The following is a 15,484-nucleotide window of genomic DNA, read 5'->3' as shown; positions in this document are numbered from 1 at the left end:
TTATCCACAGGCCGGAAGCCGCATTCGCACAATGTCCGAGGCATCAGGTTGCATGGGGGCATGACCAACGCAGACCTCAGGTCCTCGGCCGATTCCGTACTCGCCCGCCTCGTCGGCGACCCCACCGGCGGCGCCCGGCTGCGCGAGGACCAATGGCTGGCCATCGAAGCCCTCGTCGCGGACAAGCGCAGAGCGCTGGTCGTCCAGCGGACGGGCTGGGGCAAGTCCGCGGTCTACTTCGTGGCGACCGCGCTGCTGCGGCAGCGTGGAGCGGGGCCCACCGTGATCGTCTCGCCTCTTCTCGCCCTGATGCGCAACCAGGTCGAGGCCGCGGCCCGCGCCGGCATCCGCGCCCGGACCATCAACTCCTCCAACACCGAGGAGTGGGAGACGGTCCAGGCCGAGGTCGCCGCTGGTGAGGTGGATGTGCTGCTGGTGAGCCCCGAGCGGCTCAACAACCCTGACTTCCGCGACGAGGTGTTGCCCAAACTGTCCGCCGCCACCGGGCTCCTGGTGGTGGACGAGGCGCACTGCATCTCCGACTGGGGGCACGACTTCCGTCCCGACTACCGCCGGCTGCGCACCATGCTGGCCGACCTGCCGCCCGACGTGCCGGTCCTCGCCACCACGGCCACGGCGAACGCGCGCGTCACCGCCGATGTGGCGGAGCAACTGGGCACGGGCGGCGGCTCGGACGCCCTGGTGCTGCGCGGGCCGCTCAACCGGGACAGCCTCAGCCTCGGTGTGCTGCGCCTGCCCGACGCCGCTCACCGGCTGGCCTGGCTCGCCGACCACCTCGGCGACCTTCCGGGGTCCGGGATCATCTACACCCTGACCGTGGCCGCGGCCGAGGAGGTCACCGCTTTCCTGCGCCAGCGCGGGCACACCGTCGCCTCGTACACGGGCAAGACCGAGAACGCCGAACGGCAGCAGGCCGAGGAGGATCTGCTCGCCAACCGGGTCAAGGCCCTCGTCGCCACCTCCGCCCTCGGTATGGGCTTCGACAAACCCGACCTCGGCTTCGTCGTCCACCTCGGCTCCCCCTCCTCCCCCATCGCCTACTACCAGCAGGTGGGCCGCGCCGGCCGCGCCGTCGACCACGCCGAGGTGCTGCTGCTGCCGGGCAAGGAGGACGAGGCGATCTGGCAGTACTTCGCCTCCGTCGCCTTCCCGCCCGAGGAACTGGTCCGGCGCACCCTGGACGTGCTGGCCCGCGCCGAGAAGCCGCTGTCGCTGCCCGCGCTGGAACCTCTGGTGGAGCTGCGCCGCTCCCGTCTGGAGATGATGCTCAAGGTCCTCGACGTCGACGGCGCGGTCAAGCGGGTCAAGGGCGGCTGGACCGCCACGGGCCGCCCCTGGACGTACGACGCCGAGCGGTACGCCTGGGTGGCGCGGCAGCGGGAGGCCGAGCAGCAGGCCATGCGGGACTACGCCACGACGGCCGGCTGCCGGATGGAGTTCCTGCAACGCCAGTTGGACGACGAGGGCGCCGCCCCGTGCGGCCGCTGCGACAACTGCACCAAGCCCCGTTTCACCGCCGACCTGTCCCCGCAGGCGCTCGACACCGCACGCGGCGAACTGAGCCGCGCGGGCGTCGAGGTGGAGCCGCGCCGGATGTGGCCGACCGGGCTCGCGGCGGTCGGCATCGACCGCAAGGGCCGCATCCCCGCCGGCGAACAGGCCCTGCCCGGACGTGCGCTGGGCAGACTGTCGGACATCGGCTGGGGCAACCGGCTGCGTCCCATGCTGTCTCCCGGCGCCTCTGACGGGCCGGTGCCGGACGCCGTGGCACAGGCGGTCGTGGGCGTGCTGGCCGACTGGGCCAGGGGGCCGGGCGGTTGGGCCTCGGGTGATCCGGAGGCTCCCGCCCGACCGGTGGGCGTGGTCACCGTGGCCTCGCGGACCAGACCGGAGCTGATCGGCACACTCGGCGCCAGGATCGCCGAAGTCGGCAGGATGCCGCTGCTGGGCTCGCTGGAGTACACGCCGGAGGCCGATGCCGTCTCCCCGCACCGCAGCAACAGCGCGCAGCGCCTGCGCGCGCTGGAGGGCGCCTTCACCGTGCCGCCGCACCTGGCTTCGGCACTGGCGGAAAGCGGTGGCCCGGTGCTCGTGGTGGACGACTTCACCGAAACGGGCTGGACGTTGGCGGTGGCGGCGCGCCTGCTGCGCCGCGCGGGCGCGCAGGAGGTGCTGCCGCTCGTGCTGGCTGTGCAGAGCTGATCCGCTGCGGGCCTGGCGGCCGGGTCGGCAGCTTTCCTGCGGGCGGCCGGGCTGTGAGGACGGCGGCAGACCGAGGAGCCGACAACTCGATCCGTGGACGTGCCGAAGCAGGTGCACGGGGGCCGAGAACAGAACCGGGTACAGAGCGGTGAAGAGCAGTGTTTCCCCTGGTCCGCGCCGTTCGGACGGGACGGGAGGCATCGCGAGGGGCCGGACTGGGCAGGGATATCCACGTCATACCAGTGGATTTCAGTCGGCGGCGCCAATTGCTCGTTGCCGCACACCCCGCGGGGCAGCGAGAATTGGAACGCTCCCCGCACGGCGCGCCCGCGGACCGGATGGGCTGTGCCGCGGTGCGCCCGACAACCCTGCCCGCATTGTGGGCGCGTATGCGAAGGGAGGACCGTGACCTTCGGATTCGCTCCGTCCACCGGCTCGTTGCACCCGGCGTCGGCCGACGCGGCCAGCCGTCTCGGCCGGATGCTCGAACCGTCCGAGTGGGCAGCCGCCGGCATCCCGCTGCTGCGCAATCCGCGCGAAGTCGTCAGCGGACTGCACGCACGGCATCACCCGCAGCCGGGCACGGCGGTCGTCGCCGTCCTCGACTCCGAGGAGCGGCTCACCGCCAGCGCCTCGTTCGCGCGGCGCTCGGTGCCTGCCGACGGTTGGGAGTTCCGCAACGCCCTGCTCGCGCACCTGCGCCGGGTCGTCCCGCACGACCTGCGCCGCCGCACGCCCGTACGGACCGCGGTGCTGCTCTACTGCCGCGACGGGGACGAGCGGTGGACGGAGGAGGACGGGGCCTGGATGTGGGGGCTGCGGGACGCTTGCACACTACACGGGCTGCGCTGCGGCGCGTACATCACGCTGACACGCGGCGGATGGCAGGTGCTGGGCGAAGGCCGTGGCGGCCGTCGCCCGAGCACCGATTCACGTCCGTCCGGCCTGGCGGAAGCCGCCGCCGAGGCCGAGCCGCCCCCACCGCGCTCGGGCGGCGGGGCGGCGGAAGCACTGCGGCGGGTGGCGGCCCGCTGACGAGCGCCGCGCAGCCACGCACTTCCCGTCCGTACCGCACGCTCCTCGCGTCCGGCGCGGCACGCGAGGGCGGGCGCACGGAACGTACGCCCGGTACGCGGTCGCACGACGTCACGCGACGTCGCGCTCAGCCGGTGCGGCTCAGACGCCCGCGCCCAGCGCGGAGTTGACCCGCTGCGGGTCGCCGCACACGATCAGCAGCGTGCCCGCGCGCGCCTTGGCCACCGGCAGCGCACGGTTCACGGCGTCGTCGCCGTCGCCCGCCTCGCCGTTGACCGCGACGACGACCACGGGCCGGGCGACGGCCCGCTCCACGGCGGCGGCGTTCGCGTAGAAGACGTCGTCACGGGCGTCCTGCTGCGCCCAGTAGGACGCTTCGCCGAAGGACAGCTCGTGGGCCGCCCACGGGTGCTGCTCGCCCGTGGTGAGCACCAGGATGTCGCCCGGCGCGCGGCCCGCGTCGAGCAGCACGTCGACCGCCTCGTCGGCGGCGTCGAGCGCACCGCCCGCCGGGGCGGGGATCAGCTGGATCTGCGGCCCGGGACGGCTCTCCGGCCGCGGGGACGGGGACCGGCCACCGGGCGTGTGCGACCGCTGAGCGGCGGGCGCGGGACGGACCGGGCCGGGACCGGGTACGGGACGTCCGGGACGCGGCGTGGCCGCGGTGCGCGGACCGGGTACGGGACGGGGGGTCGTCGCGGGACGGCCGGTGGCCGGAGTGACGCGGGGACCCTGGGCGCTCTCGTGAATCTGAGGCTCCTCGGGGGAGAGAGGCATGAGTGGATGTCTATCAAATGTCACCGCTGAACGCAGCAGCGGGTGGGTACATGCGTGCGATCAGAAATCGAAGCCGAGTTGGCCCCCGCTTTCCAGAGCGGCGGCCTCCGCCGAGATCCGGGTCTTCTTGAGATGCGCCCACTGGGGCAGCGCGTCGAGGTAGATCCAGGAGAGCCGGTGGTACGGGGAGGGCCCGCGCTCCGCCAGTGCCGCCTTGTGCACGGGCGAGGGATATCCCGCGTTGGCCGAGAAAGCATAGGGGGCCAACTCCTCGGACCCGTGCTCCAGTTCGGCCATCATCGCGTCCCGCCGCACCTTGGCGATCACTGAGGCGGCCGCCACCGCGATGCAGGACTGGTCGCCCTTGATCACCGTACGGACCTTCCACGGCTGCCCGAGGTAGTCGTGCTTGCCGTCGAGGATCACGGCGTCCGGCCGCACCGGCAACGCCTCCAGGGCCCGTACGGCGGCGAGCCGCAGCGCGGCGGTCATGCCGAGCGCGTCGATCTCCTCGGGAGAGGAATGGCCGACGGCGTGCGCGGTGACCCACTTCTCCAGGACCGCGGCGAGCTCGGTACGGCGCTTCGGGCTGATCAGCTTGGAGTCGGTGAGGCCGTCGGGTGGGCGGCGCAGGCCGGTGACGGCCGCGCACACGGTGACGGGTCCGGCCCATGCTCCGCGCCCGACTTCGTCGACACCAGCGATGATCTTGGCCCCGGTGGTGGCGCGCAGTGAGCGCTCGACGGTGTGAGTGGGTGGTTCGTACGGCATGGCGCCTGCCAGGTTACGCCGCCGGGGGACGCCCGCGACACCCCGGGCCCGCTCCCCGCGCTCAGCCGCCCGTCGGGCGCAGCAGCGGCACCATGATCCGGTCGACCATCTCGGCGATCTCCTCGTCCGGCCATTCGCTGCCGCACACCTTCGAGCGGTACATCAAGAGTCCCGGGACGACATCGAAGAGCAGGTCGCTCGTCGCGTCGGGGCGGACGTCACCCCGCTCGACACCCCGGCGTACGGCCTCACGGAAGAGCCGGTTCGAGGGTTCGATCACTTGTCGGACGATCACTCCGTGGAACCGCTCGGCGAGCTCGCTGTCGCATTCGTGAATGACCGAGCGCAGCGCGGAGCCCGACGTGGAGAACATCGCTCCGCGGACCTGCCGGCAGAGCTCGTAGAGATCTTCACGGATGCTGCCCCCGTCCGGAACCTGGTCGAGTACCGGCAGCGCGGACCGCAGGGCGTCCGCGACGAGGTCCTCCTTCGACGGCCAGCGCCGGTAGATCGCGGCCTTGCCGGTCTGCGCGCCCGCCGCGACGCCCTCCATGGTGAGCGCGTTCCAGCCGACCGTACTCAACTGCTCCAGGGCGGAGTCGAGGATCGCCCGCTCCAGTACGAGTCCGCGGCGGCGCAGTGAGACCGGCTGCACCTCGGCAGCGGCGGCGGTCCAGCGCGAAGTGGCCATCTTTTACTCTCCGTTGAGGACAAGGGCTCAGTGAACGCTTGCGTTCACTGAGGGGGAATCCCTACCGTTTGCATGACAGTGAACGCACCCGTTCACTAATTCACTTGTGGGGGGACACAGTGACCACCTCTCCGTTGGCGACAGCGCACCGGCCGGGTGCCGCCCGCCGTCAGGGCCGTCCAGGGATCGCGCTCACCGTCATAGCGGCTCTCCAGCTCATGGTGGTACTCGACAGCACGATTGTGAACATCGCGCTTCCGGACATCCAGACCGCCCTCTCGTTCAGCACGACCGACCTGTCCTGGGTGGTCAACGCCTACACCCTGACGTTCGGCGGGCTGCTGCTGCTCGGCGGCCGGGCGGGGGACATCCTCGGCCGCAGGCGCGTGTTCGTCCTCGGCGTCCTGCTCTTCACCTTCGCCTCTCTGGTGTGCGGCATCGCGCAGGAACCGTGGCAGATGCTCGCCGCTCGGGCGCTCCAGGGCGTGGGCGGCGCCATCGCCTCGCCGACCGCGCTCGCCCTGATCACCACGACGTTCCGCGAAGGCCCCGAGCGCAACCGGGCGTTCGGCATCTTCGCCGCCGTCTCGGCCAGCGGCGCCGCGATCGGGCTGCTGGCCGGCGGCATGCTCACCGAATGGCTCGACTGGCGCTGGGTGTTCTACGTCAATCTGCCGATCGGCGTGCTCATCGCGGTTCTGTCCCCGGTGTTCATCAACGAGTCGGAGCGGCATTCCGGCCGCTTCGACCTCATGGGCGCGCTCACCTCGACCGTGGGCATGGCGGCGCTCGTGTACGGGTTCATCCGCGCGGCGGACGACGGATGGCGGGACGGACTCACGCTGGGCTCGTTCGGCGTGGCCGTCGTCCTGCTGATCGCGTTCGTGTTCAACGAACGGCGGGTGCCCGAACCGATCACCCCGCTGCGGATGTTCGCCGACCGCAACCGCTCGGGCACGTACGCGATCATGATGAGCCTCGGCGCGGCGATGTTCGGCATGTTCTTCTTCATCGTCCTGTTCGTGCAGAACGTACTGGGGTACAGCCCGATCTCCGCAGGCCTGGCGTTCCTGCCGGTGACCGTCATGATCGTGATCGGTGCGGGTCTCTCCTCGAAGCTGCTCCCGGTGCTCGGCCCCAAGCCGTTCCTGGTCGCGGGCGCGGTGCTCAGCGGATCGGGCATGGCCTGGCTGACCGCCATCGATCCGGCGAGTTCGTACCTGGGCGGCGTGCTCGGTCCGATGCTGCTGTTCGGTTTCGGCATGGGTCTGGTCTTCGTCACGGCGACCCTCACAGCGGTGTCGGGTGTGGCCCAGCAGGATTCGGGAGCGGCTTCCAGTCTGCTCAACGCCACGCAGATGGTGGGTGGTTCCCTGGGGCTGTCGATTCTCATGACGGTCTTCGGCACCGCCGGCCGTGACGAGGCCGAGCGGCAGATGCCGTCGTTCCTCGCCGAGGCGGCCCCGGCCCAGCAGGAAGCTTTCGCCAGGACGCACGAACTGCCGGCCCCCTGGGGCCACCAGGTCCTGGCCGAGGGCATCGCGACGGCCTTCTGGGCGGGCGTCGGCCTGGTGGCGCTCGCCGTGGTCGTCTCGCTGTTCGTCATCCGGGTGCGCAAGAGCGACCTGGAGGCACTGAACGGGACGGCGGGCGCGGCGGGCCCCGGAGCGGTCTGAGGCAGCCGGCGCGTACGGATCAGCAGAGGGGCGGAGCCGCGTTCCGGCTCCGCCCCGCCTGCGGACAGGTCCGGCTGCGGCCCGCCTGTCCGCCGAGCCGGTCCCGGCGGGGGCGGCGGACACGCGGCTCCGCCGTCCGCCCGTCCCGGTCAGTACTCGTCGTACAGCCAGCGCTCGCTGCCGTACGTGCCGAGCCTGCGGCACTCGGCCTCGTCGACCTCCAGCGGGCGCGCCGCGAGAATGTCACGCGCCCGCGCCACACCGAGGCTCGTCGCGAACCAGGGCTCGTCCTCCCCGTCCAGCCGCTCCGCGATGCCCACCAGCGCACAGGAACGCTGCGGCTCCGGCAACGTGTCCAGGGCCGGTACGGCGTCCGCGGACAGGTCCTGGAAGTAGTGCACGTCGAGCTTTTCGCTGGTACGGGAGCGCGCCACGTTCTGCTCGGCGACCAGCCCGTCCGGCGAGAGCAGGCCGAAGGCGAGCACGGCCGCCGCCGCGCTCGCGGCGACCGCGCGCGGCAGCCAGCGGGCTCCCAGCACCCCTGCCGCCATGATCAGTACGATCACCAGGCCCAGCCACAGTTCGACCGCGGCCACCGAGACGCGCAGCCTGGTCAGGCCGTACGCGTCGACGTACAGGTCCATCCGGCGCAGTGCGGAGGCGACGACGACCAGCGTCAGTACGCACAGCGTGCCGAGCACCGACCGCACCAGGGTGCGGTCGCGTGCCTCGCCGCGCGGAGCCCAGCGCAGAGCGAGGGCGATGACCAGGAGGACCAGCAGGGTGGCCCAGAGCAACTGCCAGAAACCCTGACGCGCGTACTCGGCGTACGTCAGCCCGGTCTCGCTGAGCACCTTGTCGTAGCCGCCGAACAGCACGGCGAGCTGGACCGCGATGAAGGCGGCGAACAGGAGATTGAGCACGACCAGCGGAAGAGCCCATTCCGTACGGCCTCGCGCACGCCCCGGGCGTATCTCGAGCCGGTCCCACCGCTTCGGCGCGGCGGCGGTGCGGGCGGCGGCGAGGGCCCCCAGGAGGCCGAGCGCGAAGAGGAACGCGCGCCAGGGGCCGTCGGCCACGGAGACGTCGGGCGTCAGACCGCCGAGCAGATCCGCGAACGCGGCGTCCGCGGAGGCGAAGAGCGTGCCGAAGACGACGAGCAGTACGACGGCGACCAGCGTCGTACGCACCACGGGCGCCCAGCGGCCCCGGGACGCCTCCGCCCGCTCCCGCAGCCCGCGCCAGGCCCACGCCGGACCGGAGCCGAGCGAACCGAAGATGCCCAGCGAGCCGGCCAGGACGCCGGCCCAGGTCCGGCTGCCGTGCAGCGCGAGCGATCCGAGCGCCAGCGCCGAGCTGACCGCGAGGAACGTCGGCCACCCCGCGTCGCGCAGCGCCGGAATCACCAGCAGAGCCAGACCGCCGAGCGCCCAGACGAGCGTCCAGGGCCGGAGGCGGCGGCCCGCCGCACGGGCGGCGAAGTACGCGGCGACCGCGGCCGGCACGGCTACGACCAGCAGGTTCGGCCCCAGGCCCTCGCCGAGCAGCAGTGTGCTCAGCAGGGCGGTGACCAGGGCGGCCACGAACGTGGCGGGGCGGATCGCGGCCGGAGCCTCGGGCCGTACGTCGGTCACCCACTTCGGCGGGCCCGGCGGCTGTCGCGGGGCGGGCGGGGGCGGCGGCCAGGGCTGGTACCGCTGGGGCTGCGTCGCCCTGCTGTGCTGCTCCCGGTACGACATGGCGGCGGGAGCAGCGGGGGCCGGGCCCTGCGGTGCGGGTTGCGCAGCGCTGCCGACGTCGGCCTGCCCGGACGGTTCAGACGGCTCGGACGGCTCGGTCGAGGTCGACGGGTCGAACTGCTCGGGCAGCGTGGACGGCGGCGTCGACGAGGCGGATGGCGTTGCTGGCGTATCGGACGGCGTATCGGACACGGGACCCCCTCCCGACCGGGCGGGGAAGGACGGCAGGGTGCCGCGGCCGGAGCCCGGTGTCGTGTGAGCGCACGCCCGACATGATCAACAGGGCGGCGTGGCCCGTCAGACTAGCTCCGGAGGCCGGTTACGGCGGTGGGAGAAGGGGGCTGTGGCAGGACCGTGACAGTCACGGAACCGGCGAATCCGGCGAAGGCACCGGAAGGACCGCCGCGTCAGAGCGCCTGGGCCGGAACCCATTCCGGCAGCTCCTCGGTCCGCTCCAGCCAGGCGGCCGGCGGCGCTCCGGCCTTCCCCGCGCCGACGACACCGCCGAAGATGGCGCAGGTCGTGTCCACGTCGCCGCCCACCTGCGCGGTGACCCAGAAACCCTGCTCGTAGTCGCCCAGCGACCGGGCGGCCGACCACAGGGCGAACGGCACGGTGTCGTGGGCGCTCGTACGCCGTCCGCAACCCAGCACCGCGGCCACCGTCCCCGCGTCGCCGTAGTCGAGCATGTCCCGGGCGCGGCGGAGGCCGGCCCCCACGGCGCTGCGGGGAACGAGCGCGATCACCCCGTCGAGCAGTTCGGTCGGCGTCGGCGGCCCGCCGGGAGCGGCGGCCAGCGCGGCGGCGGCGGCGACGGCCATCGCGCCCACGACCGCCTCACGGTGCTGATGTGTGACGTACGCCGAGATCTCGGCCTGATGAGTGGCCTGCTCGGGGTCGTCCGCGTACCAGGCCCCGAGCGGCGCGATGCGCATCGCCGCGCCGTTGCCCCAGGAGCCCTGCCCCTTGAACAGCGCCGCCGCGAGTTCGCGCCAGTCGGCGCCCTCCCTGATCAGCCGGAGCATCCGGTTGACGGCGGGACCGTAGCCCCGGTCGAAGTCGTGGTGCTCCGCGAAGGAGCGGGCGAGCGCGTCCTGGTCGATACGGCCGTGTTCGGCGAGCACGGCCAGGACCGAGCACGCCATCTCGGTGTCGTCGGTCCACTGCCACGGAGCGGGCGGCAGCTCGCGGCTCTTGAGCAGCGGATAGTTCACGGGAACGAAGAACTGGGAGCCCAGGGCGTCTCCCAGGCACAGCCCACGCAGGCTGGCCACGGCGCGTTCGAAGCGCCGGACGGTGAAGGAGTCAGCGGTCATCGCTCGGCCACTCTATCCGGACAGCCGTACGGCTCGGGAGCCCGCCAGCGCTCGAACGGCCGGTCGAGGGCGTATCGGCCGTCCTCCCCCAGCACCAGCGACCGCGTTTCGCCGTTGCGCGGATTGCGCAGAGACTCGAAATCCGCCACCGTCCAGTGGAACCAGCGCATGCAGAACAGCCGCATGGTGAGGCCGTGGGTGACGATCAGCACGTTGGGCGGGTGGTCGGGCGCCTCGAAGCTGCGGAAGAGACTTTCCAGGAAGGCCCCGACGCGGTCGTACACGTCGGCGCCGGACTCGCCCTGCGCGAAGCGGTAGAAGAAGTGCCCGTACGCGTCCCGGTACGCCTTCTGCAGCCGTACGTCGTCGCGGTCCTGCCAGTTCCCCCAGTCCTGCTCGCGCAGCCGCGGCTCCTCCCGGACCCGCACCCGCTCCGGGTCGAGTCCGAAGGCGGCGAAGGTCTCGTGCGTGCGGCGGTACGGCGAGACGTAGGCGCTGATCCGCTCGTCGCCGAAGAGCTCGCGCAGCCGTTCGCCGGTCTCCTGTGCCTGGCGCAGCCCGGTCGCGGTGAGTCTCAGCGCGTGGTCGGGCTCACGCTCGTACACCGAGTCGTCGGCGTTGCCCTCCGACTCCCCGTGCCGGACGAGGACGATGCGCCGCGGTCGTGCCATGCCGAAACCCTAAAGCGTGAGATCGGATGCGGCTCAGCCGGGCAGCCGCCCCACCTTCCTCCAGCGTATCCGCCCGTCGGGACGCCGGCGCAGCAAGCGACCGGCGCCCGCCCCGCCCGCGCGTGCGCTCACACCGTCCAGGCCGGATCCACGCTCACACCGTCCAGGCCGGATCCAGTTGTACGACGGCGCCCGAGAGTCCCGCCACGTCGGCGTCGGTCTGCGCCCGCAGCGACAGGCGCTCCACCCGCTCGGCGCGGTACTTCCCGTGCTCGGCGGCGGACTGCCACATCGACAGCACCAGGAACTCGTTGCCGGGCGCCTCGCCGAACAGCCCCCGCAGCATGCCGGGCGACCCCGCCATCGCGGGATTCCAGACCTTCTCCTGCATCAGCGCGAAGTGCTCCACCCGGCCCTCGCGCACCGTGCAGTGCGCGACCCGCACGACGTCGGCGTCCGTGAAGCGCGGTTCGAAGCCCGTCTTGATGTCGAAGCGGTAGTCGAAGAGTCCGACCTGGACGTTCTTGTACGTACCCGACTGGGCGGCGGCGAGCCGGTCGTGCGAGCGGGCCATGAACGAGTCGTAGAACGCACGGCTCTCCCAGAAGGAGAAGATGTGCGCCACCCCCGGCCGCTCACGGCTCCAGCCGCCGCCCTGCCCCCGGAATCCCGGTTCCCCCAGCAGCCCCGCCCACTTCCGCTGCCCCCGCTCAAAGCCCCGACGGTCGATCACTGTGCAGCGAATCCACTTGACCAGCACCGCGCCATCGTACGGCCAGGAACGCGCGCCCCGTCACGTCCGCGCGGCACTTGCCCCCGGCGGAGCCGCGCCGAACGGGCCTCGGCGCGAGGCCAGTTGTCGGTGCTCGGGGCTAGCCTGGTGCCAGGTGCACAGTCGCGTGGCCATCGCCGGTGGGATCCGGCGGGGCCCCGAGGGAGGGGAAGACCGGTGGGCAGTCTCAACAAAGGGGTCGGCAAGGTCGAAGTGACGCTGAGGTGGGACCCCAGTCCCATGGGGGAACCGGCGCACGACCTCGACCTCATCGCTGCGACGTACACCGTCGAGGACCCGCACGGCAGCCCCGCTTACATCGTGCACTTCGACAGCCGTTCGCCGGACGGCACCATCACCCTCAACAGGGACAGCCGGGACGGCCAGGGCTTCGGCTTCGACGAGGCCATGACGCTGGAGCTGGGCCGGCTGGCACCGGCGTACGCCCGGGTGGTGGTGGGCGTCGCGATCCAACAGGGCGGCGGCAGGACGGCGTTCGGCGCCATAGGGAATGCGGGGTTTCGCATCCGCGAGGGGTACACCGTGCTCGCGGAGGACGGTTTCGCCGACGTGTCCGCCTCGACCGCCGCCACCATCGCGGAATTCACGAGGAACACCTCGGGAGGCTGGGACTTCCGCCGGTCGGTGCGTGGTTTCGACACCGATCCGAACACCTTCGTCGCCACCATGGGAGCAGCCTGACCGACGGCCGGGCGCGCGGACCGGCCGGCCGAACACCGAGGACCGGCCGGCCGACCGGGCCCCACGGACGCCGAGGGCGGTGGCGCCGGGAAACCCGCCGCCACCGCCCTGAGCCGTGCGTTCACAGCCGTGCGTTCACATCAGGATGCTGCCTCGGATCAGCTGCAACCGCTGGTCGAGCCGCAGCCCTCGCAGATGTAGCAGCTGCCCGCGCGCTGCATCTTCGTACCGCAGGAGAAGCACAGCGGCGCGTCCGCGCTGATGCCGAGCTGCATCTCGACGAGTTCCGCCGAGGTGTGCGGCGCCTGCTTCTGCTCCGGCACGGCCTCCGCCTTGGGGGCGGCGGCCACCGGCTTCGGCGCCTCCGTCTGGCGCGGCGCGGACTGGGCCAGACCCTCGACGTCGACGTCGTCGTCGTCCATGGACGGCTCGTACGAACCGGTCTCCAGGTGACGCTGACGCTCCTCGGCGGAGTGGATGCCGAGCGCCGAGCGGGTCTCGAAGGGCAGGAAGTCCAGCGCCAGACGGCGGAAGATGTAGTCGACGATCGACTGCGCCATCCGCACGTCCGGGTCGTCCGTCATGCCGGCCGGCTCGAAGCGCATGTTCGTGAACTTCGAGACGTACGTCTCCAGCGGCACGCCGTACTGCAGACCGACCGAGACGGCGATCGAGAAGGCGTCCATCATGCCCGCGAGGGTCGAACCCTGCTTGGACATCTTCAGGAAGACCTCACCGAGACCGTCGTCCGGGTAGGAGTTGGCGGTCATGTAGCCCTCGGCGCCACCCACGGTGAAGGAGGTGGTGATCCCCGGGCGGCCCTTGGGGAGGCGCTTGCGCACCGGGCGGTACTCGACGACCTTCTCGACCGCGGCGCGGATCGTCTCCTCGGTCTTCTCCGTGACCTCGGCCTTGACGTCCTTGGTCTTGGCGGAGAGGGGCTGGCCGACCTTGCAGTTGTCACGGTAGATCGCGAGCGCCTTGACGCCCATCTTCCACGCCTCGAAGTAGACCTCTTCGACGTCCTCCACGGTGGCCGTCTCCGGCAGGTTCACCGTCTTGGAGAGCGCGCCGGAGATCCACGGCTGGATGGCCGCCATCATGCGGACGTGGCCCATCGCGGAGATGGAACGCTCGCCCATCGCGCAGTCGAAGACCTCGTAGTGCTCGGTCTTCAGGCCGGGCGCGTCGATCACATTGCCGTGCTCGGCGATGTGGGCGACGATCGCCTCGATCTGCTCCTCCTGGTAGCCCATCCGACGCAGCGCCTGCGGCACGGTGCCGTTGACGATCTGCATCGAGCCGCCGCCGACCAGCTTCTTGAACTTGACCAGCGCGAGGTCGGGCTCAAGGCCGGTGGTGTCGCAGGACATCGCGAGACCGATGGTGCCGGTGGGCGCGATGACCGAGGCCTGCGCGTTGCGGAAGCCGTTCTTCTCGCCGAGGCGCAGGACGTCCTGCCAGGCCTCCGTGGCGGCGGCCCAGATCGGCGAGTCGAGGTCGTCGACGCGCGGGGCGACGGCGTTGGCGTCGGAGTGCTGCTTCATGACGCGCTTGTGGGGCTCGGCGTTGCGGGCGTAGCCGTCGTACGGGCCGACGACCGCGGCCAGCTCGGCGGAGCGCCGGTACGACGTGCCCGTCATCAGCGAGGTGATGGCGCCGGCGAGCGAACGGCCGCCGTCGCTGTCGTACGCGTGACCGGTCGCCATGAGCAGGGCGCCCAGGTTGGCGTAGCCGATGCCCAGCTGACGGAAGGCGCGGGTGTTCTCGCCGATCTTCTGCGTCGGGAAGTCCGCGAAGCAGATGGAGATGTCCATCGCGGTGATGACCAGCTCGACGACCTTGGCGAACCGCTCGGACTCGAAGGACTGGTTGCCCTTGCCGTCGTCCTTGAGGAACTTCATCAGGTTCAGCGAGGCCAGGTTGCACGAGGTGTTGTCCAGGTGCATGTACTCGCTGCACGGGTTCGACGCGGTGATCCGGCCGGACTCGGGGCAGGTGTGCCAGTTGTTGATGGTGTCGTCGTACTGGATGCCGGGGTCGGCGCAGGCCCAGGCGGCCTCGGCCATCTTGCGGAAGAGCGACTTGGCGTCGACCTCCTCGATGACCTCGCCCGTCATGCGGGCGCGCAGGCCGAACTTGCCGCCCGTCTCGACCGCGTTCATGAACTCGTCGTTCACGCGCACCGAGTTGTTGGCGTTCTGGTACTGGACGGACGTGATGTCGTCGCCGCCCAGGTCCATGTCGAAGCCCGCGTCACGCAGGGCGCGGATCTTCTCCTCCTCCTTGACCTTGGTCTCGATGAAGTCCTCGATGTCGGGGTGGTCGACGTCGAGGACGACCATCTTGGCCGCGCGCCGCGTGGCGCCGCCCGACTTGATCGTTCCTGCGGAGGCGTCGGCGCCCCGCATGAAGGAGACCGGGCCGGAGGCGTTGCCGCCGGAGGAGAGCAGCTCCTTGGAGGAGCGGATCCGGGAGAGGTTCAGGCCGGCGCCGGAGCCGCCCTTGAAGATCATGCCCTCTTCCTTGTACCAGTCGAGGATCGACTCCATGGAGTCGTCGACGGCCAGGATGAAGCAGGCGGAGACCTGCTGCGGCTGGGGCGTGCCGACGTTGAACCAGACCGGCGAGTTGAAGCTGAAGATCTGGTGCAGGAGGGCGTAGGCGAGCTCGTGCTCGAAGATCTCGGCGTCGGCGGGAGAGGCGAAGTAGTTGTAGTCCTCACCGGCCTTCCGGTACGTCTTCACGATCCGGTCGATCAGCTGGCGCAGACCGGTCTCGCGCTGAGGCGTACCGACAGCCCCGCGGAAGTACTTGCTGGTGACGATGTTGACCGCGTTCACCGACCAGAAGTCGGGGAACTCGACGCCACGCTGCTCGAAGTTGACCGAGCCGTCGCGCCAGTTGGTCATGACGACGTCACGACGCTCCCAGACGACCTCGTCGTACGGATGCACGCCGGGCGTGGTGTGGATGCGCTCGATGCGCAGGCCCTTGCCGGACTTCGCTCCCTTGGTACGGGAACCTCGTGCCGCGCCGCTCGCCGTCTCTGTCATGCCGCCTCCCATATACGTACAAAAACGCTCTTACGCGCCCAGTTCTTCCCAGGGC

General features: G+C 71.2%; 12 protein-coding genes. 4 read left to right on the top strand and 8 right to left on the bottom strand.

All coding sequences use genetic code 11. The features are described 5' to 3' along the window. Positions 1–60: 60 nt before the first annotated feature. Positions 61–2,223: a RecQ family ATP-dependent DNA helicase gene (locus ACWGH0_RS01810; RefSeq protein WP_453402125.1), complete on the top strand. Its 2,163-nt coding sequence runs from the start codon at positions 61–63 to the stop codon at positions 2,221–2,223. A gap of 405 nt (positions 2,224–2,628) precedes the next feature. Then, entirely contained in the window at positions 2,629–3,258 is a 630-nt protein-coding gene (locus ACWGH0_RS01805) for a hypothetical protein (RefSeq protein WP_453402124.1), read from the top strand. Positions 3,259–3,399: 141 nt separating this feature from the next. Here the strand turns inward: ACWGH0_RS01805 and ACWGH0_RS01800 are convergent, their stop codons facing one another. The 3 genes from ACWGH0_RS01800 to ACWGH0_RS01790 form a co-directional block, all read right to left on the bottom strand. Beyond that, on the bottom strand, positions 3,400–4,035 hold the full coding sequence (locus ACWGH0_RS01800) for a hypothetical protein (RefSeq protein WP_453402123.1): 636 nt from the start codon (positions 4,033–4,035) through the stop codon (positions 3,400–3,402). Between the two features lie 60 nt (positions 4,036–4,095). Beyond that, complete coding sequence (locus ACWGH0_RS01795) at positions 4,096–4,806, bottom strand: ribonuclease HII (RefSeq protein WP_453402122.1); 711 nt, start codon at positions 4,804–4,806, stop codon at positions 4,096–4,098. A 61-nt stretch (positions 4,807–4,867) separates the two neighbouring features. Continuing rightward, positions 4,868–5,497, bottom strand: a complete 630-nt coding sequence (locus ACWGH0_RS01790; protein WP_453402121.1) for a TetR/AcrR family transcriptional regulator — start codon at positions 5,495–5,497, stop codon at positions 4,868–4,870. A 119-nt stretch (positions 5,498–5,616) separates the two neighbouring features. Between ACWGH0_RS01790 and ACWGH0_RS01785 the strand changes: the two genes are divergently transcribed. After that, complete coding sequence (locus ACWGH0_RS01785) at positions 5,617–7,173, top strand: MFS transporter (RefSeq protein ID WP_453402120.1); 1,557 nt, start codon at positions 5,617–5,619, stop codon at positions 7,171–7,173. A gap of 149 nt (positions 7,174–7,322) precedes the next feature. On the opposite strand, the gene ACWGH0_RS01780 is transcribed toward ACWGH0_RS01785, so the two are convergent. The 4 genes from ACWGH0_RS01780 to ACWGH0_RS01765 all read right to left on the bottom strand — a co-directional run bounded on the left by ACWGH0_RS01780 (position 7,323) and on the right by ACWGH0_RS01765 (position 11,659). Further along, on the bottom strand, positions 7,323–9,104 hold the full coding sequence (locus tag ACWGH0_RS01780) for a DUF4153 domain-containing protein (protein ID WP_453402119.1): 1,782 nt from the start codon (positions 9,102–9,104) through the stop codon (positions 7,323–7,325). A 215-nt stretch (positions 9,105–9,319) separates the two neighbouring features. Next, positions 9,320–10,228 (bottom strand): ADP-ribosylglycohydrolase family protein, encoded by a 909-nt coding sequence (locus tag ACWGH0_RS01775; RefSeq protein ID WP_453402118.1) that lies wholly within the window; start codon positions 10,226–10,228, stop codon positions 9,320–9,322. After that, positions 10,225–10,899: a histidine phosphatase family protein gene (locus ACWGH0_RS01770; RefSeq protein WP_453402117.1), complete on the bottom strand. Its 675-nt coding sequence runs from the start codon at positions 10,897–10,899 to the stop codon at positions 10,225–10,227. Before ACWGH0_RS01770 ends, ACWGH0_RS01775 begins: the two co-directional genes overlap by 4 nt. A 154-nt stretch (positions 10,900–11,053) precedes the next feature. Beyond that, a complete protein-coding gene (locus tag ACWGH0_RS01765) occupies positions 11,054–11,659 on the bottom strand; it encodes a YdbC family protein (RefSeq protein WP_453402116.1) in 606 nt (201 codons plus the stop codon). Between the two features lie 189 nt (positions 11,660–11,848). Here ACWGH0_RS01765 and ACWGH0_RS01760 point away from each other — a divergent pair, with 189 nt between their 5' ends. Then, positions 11,849–12,373, top strand: a complete 525-nt coding sequence (locus ACWGH0_RS01760; protein ID WP_453402115.1) for a TerD family protein — start codon at positions 11,849–11,851, stop codon at positions 12,371–12,373. 158 nt (positions 12,374–12,531) lie between these two features. Here the strand turns inward: ACWGH0_RS01760 and ACWGH0_RS01755 are convergent, their stop codons facing one another. After that, positions 12,532–15,429: a vitamin B12-dependent ribonucleotide reductase gene (locus ACWGH0_RS01755; protein WP_453402114.1), complete on the bottom strand. Its 2,898-nt coding sequence runs from the start codon at positions 15,427–15,429 to the stop codon at positions 12,532–12,534. Positions 15,430–15,484 lie beyond the last annotated feature (55 nt).

This window comes from Streptomyces sp. NPDC054887, from assembly GCF_053610585.1.
This window is presented reverse-complemented; position numbering and strand designations above follow the sequence as displayed.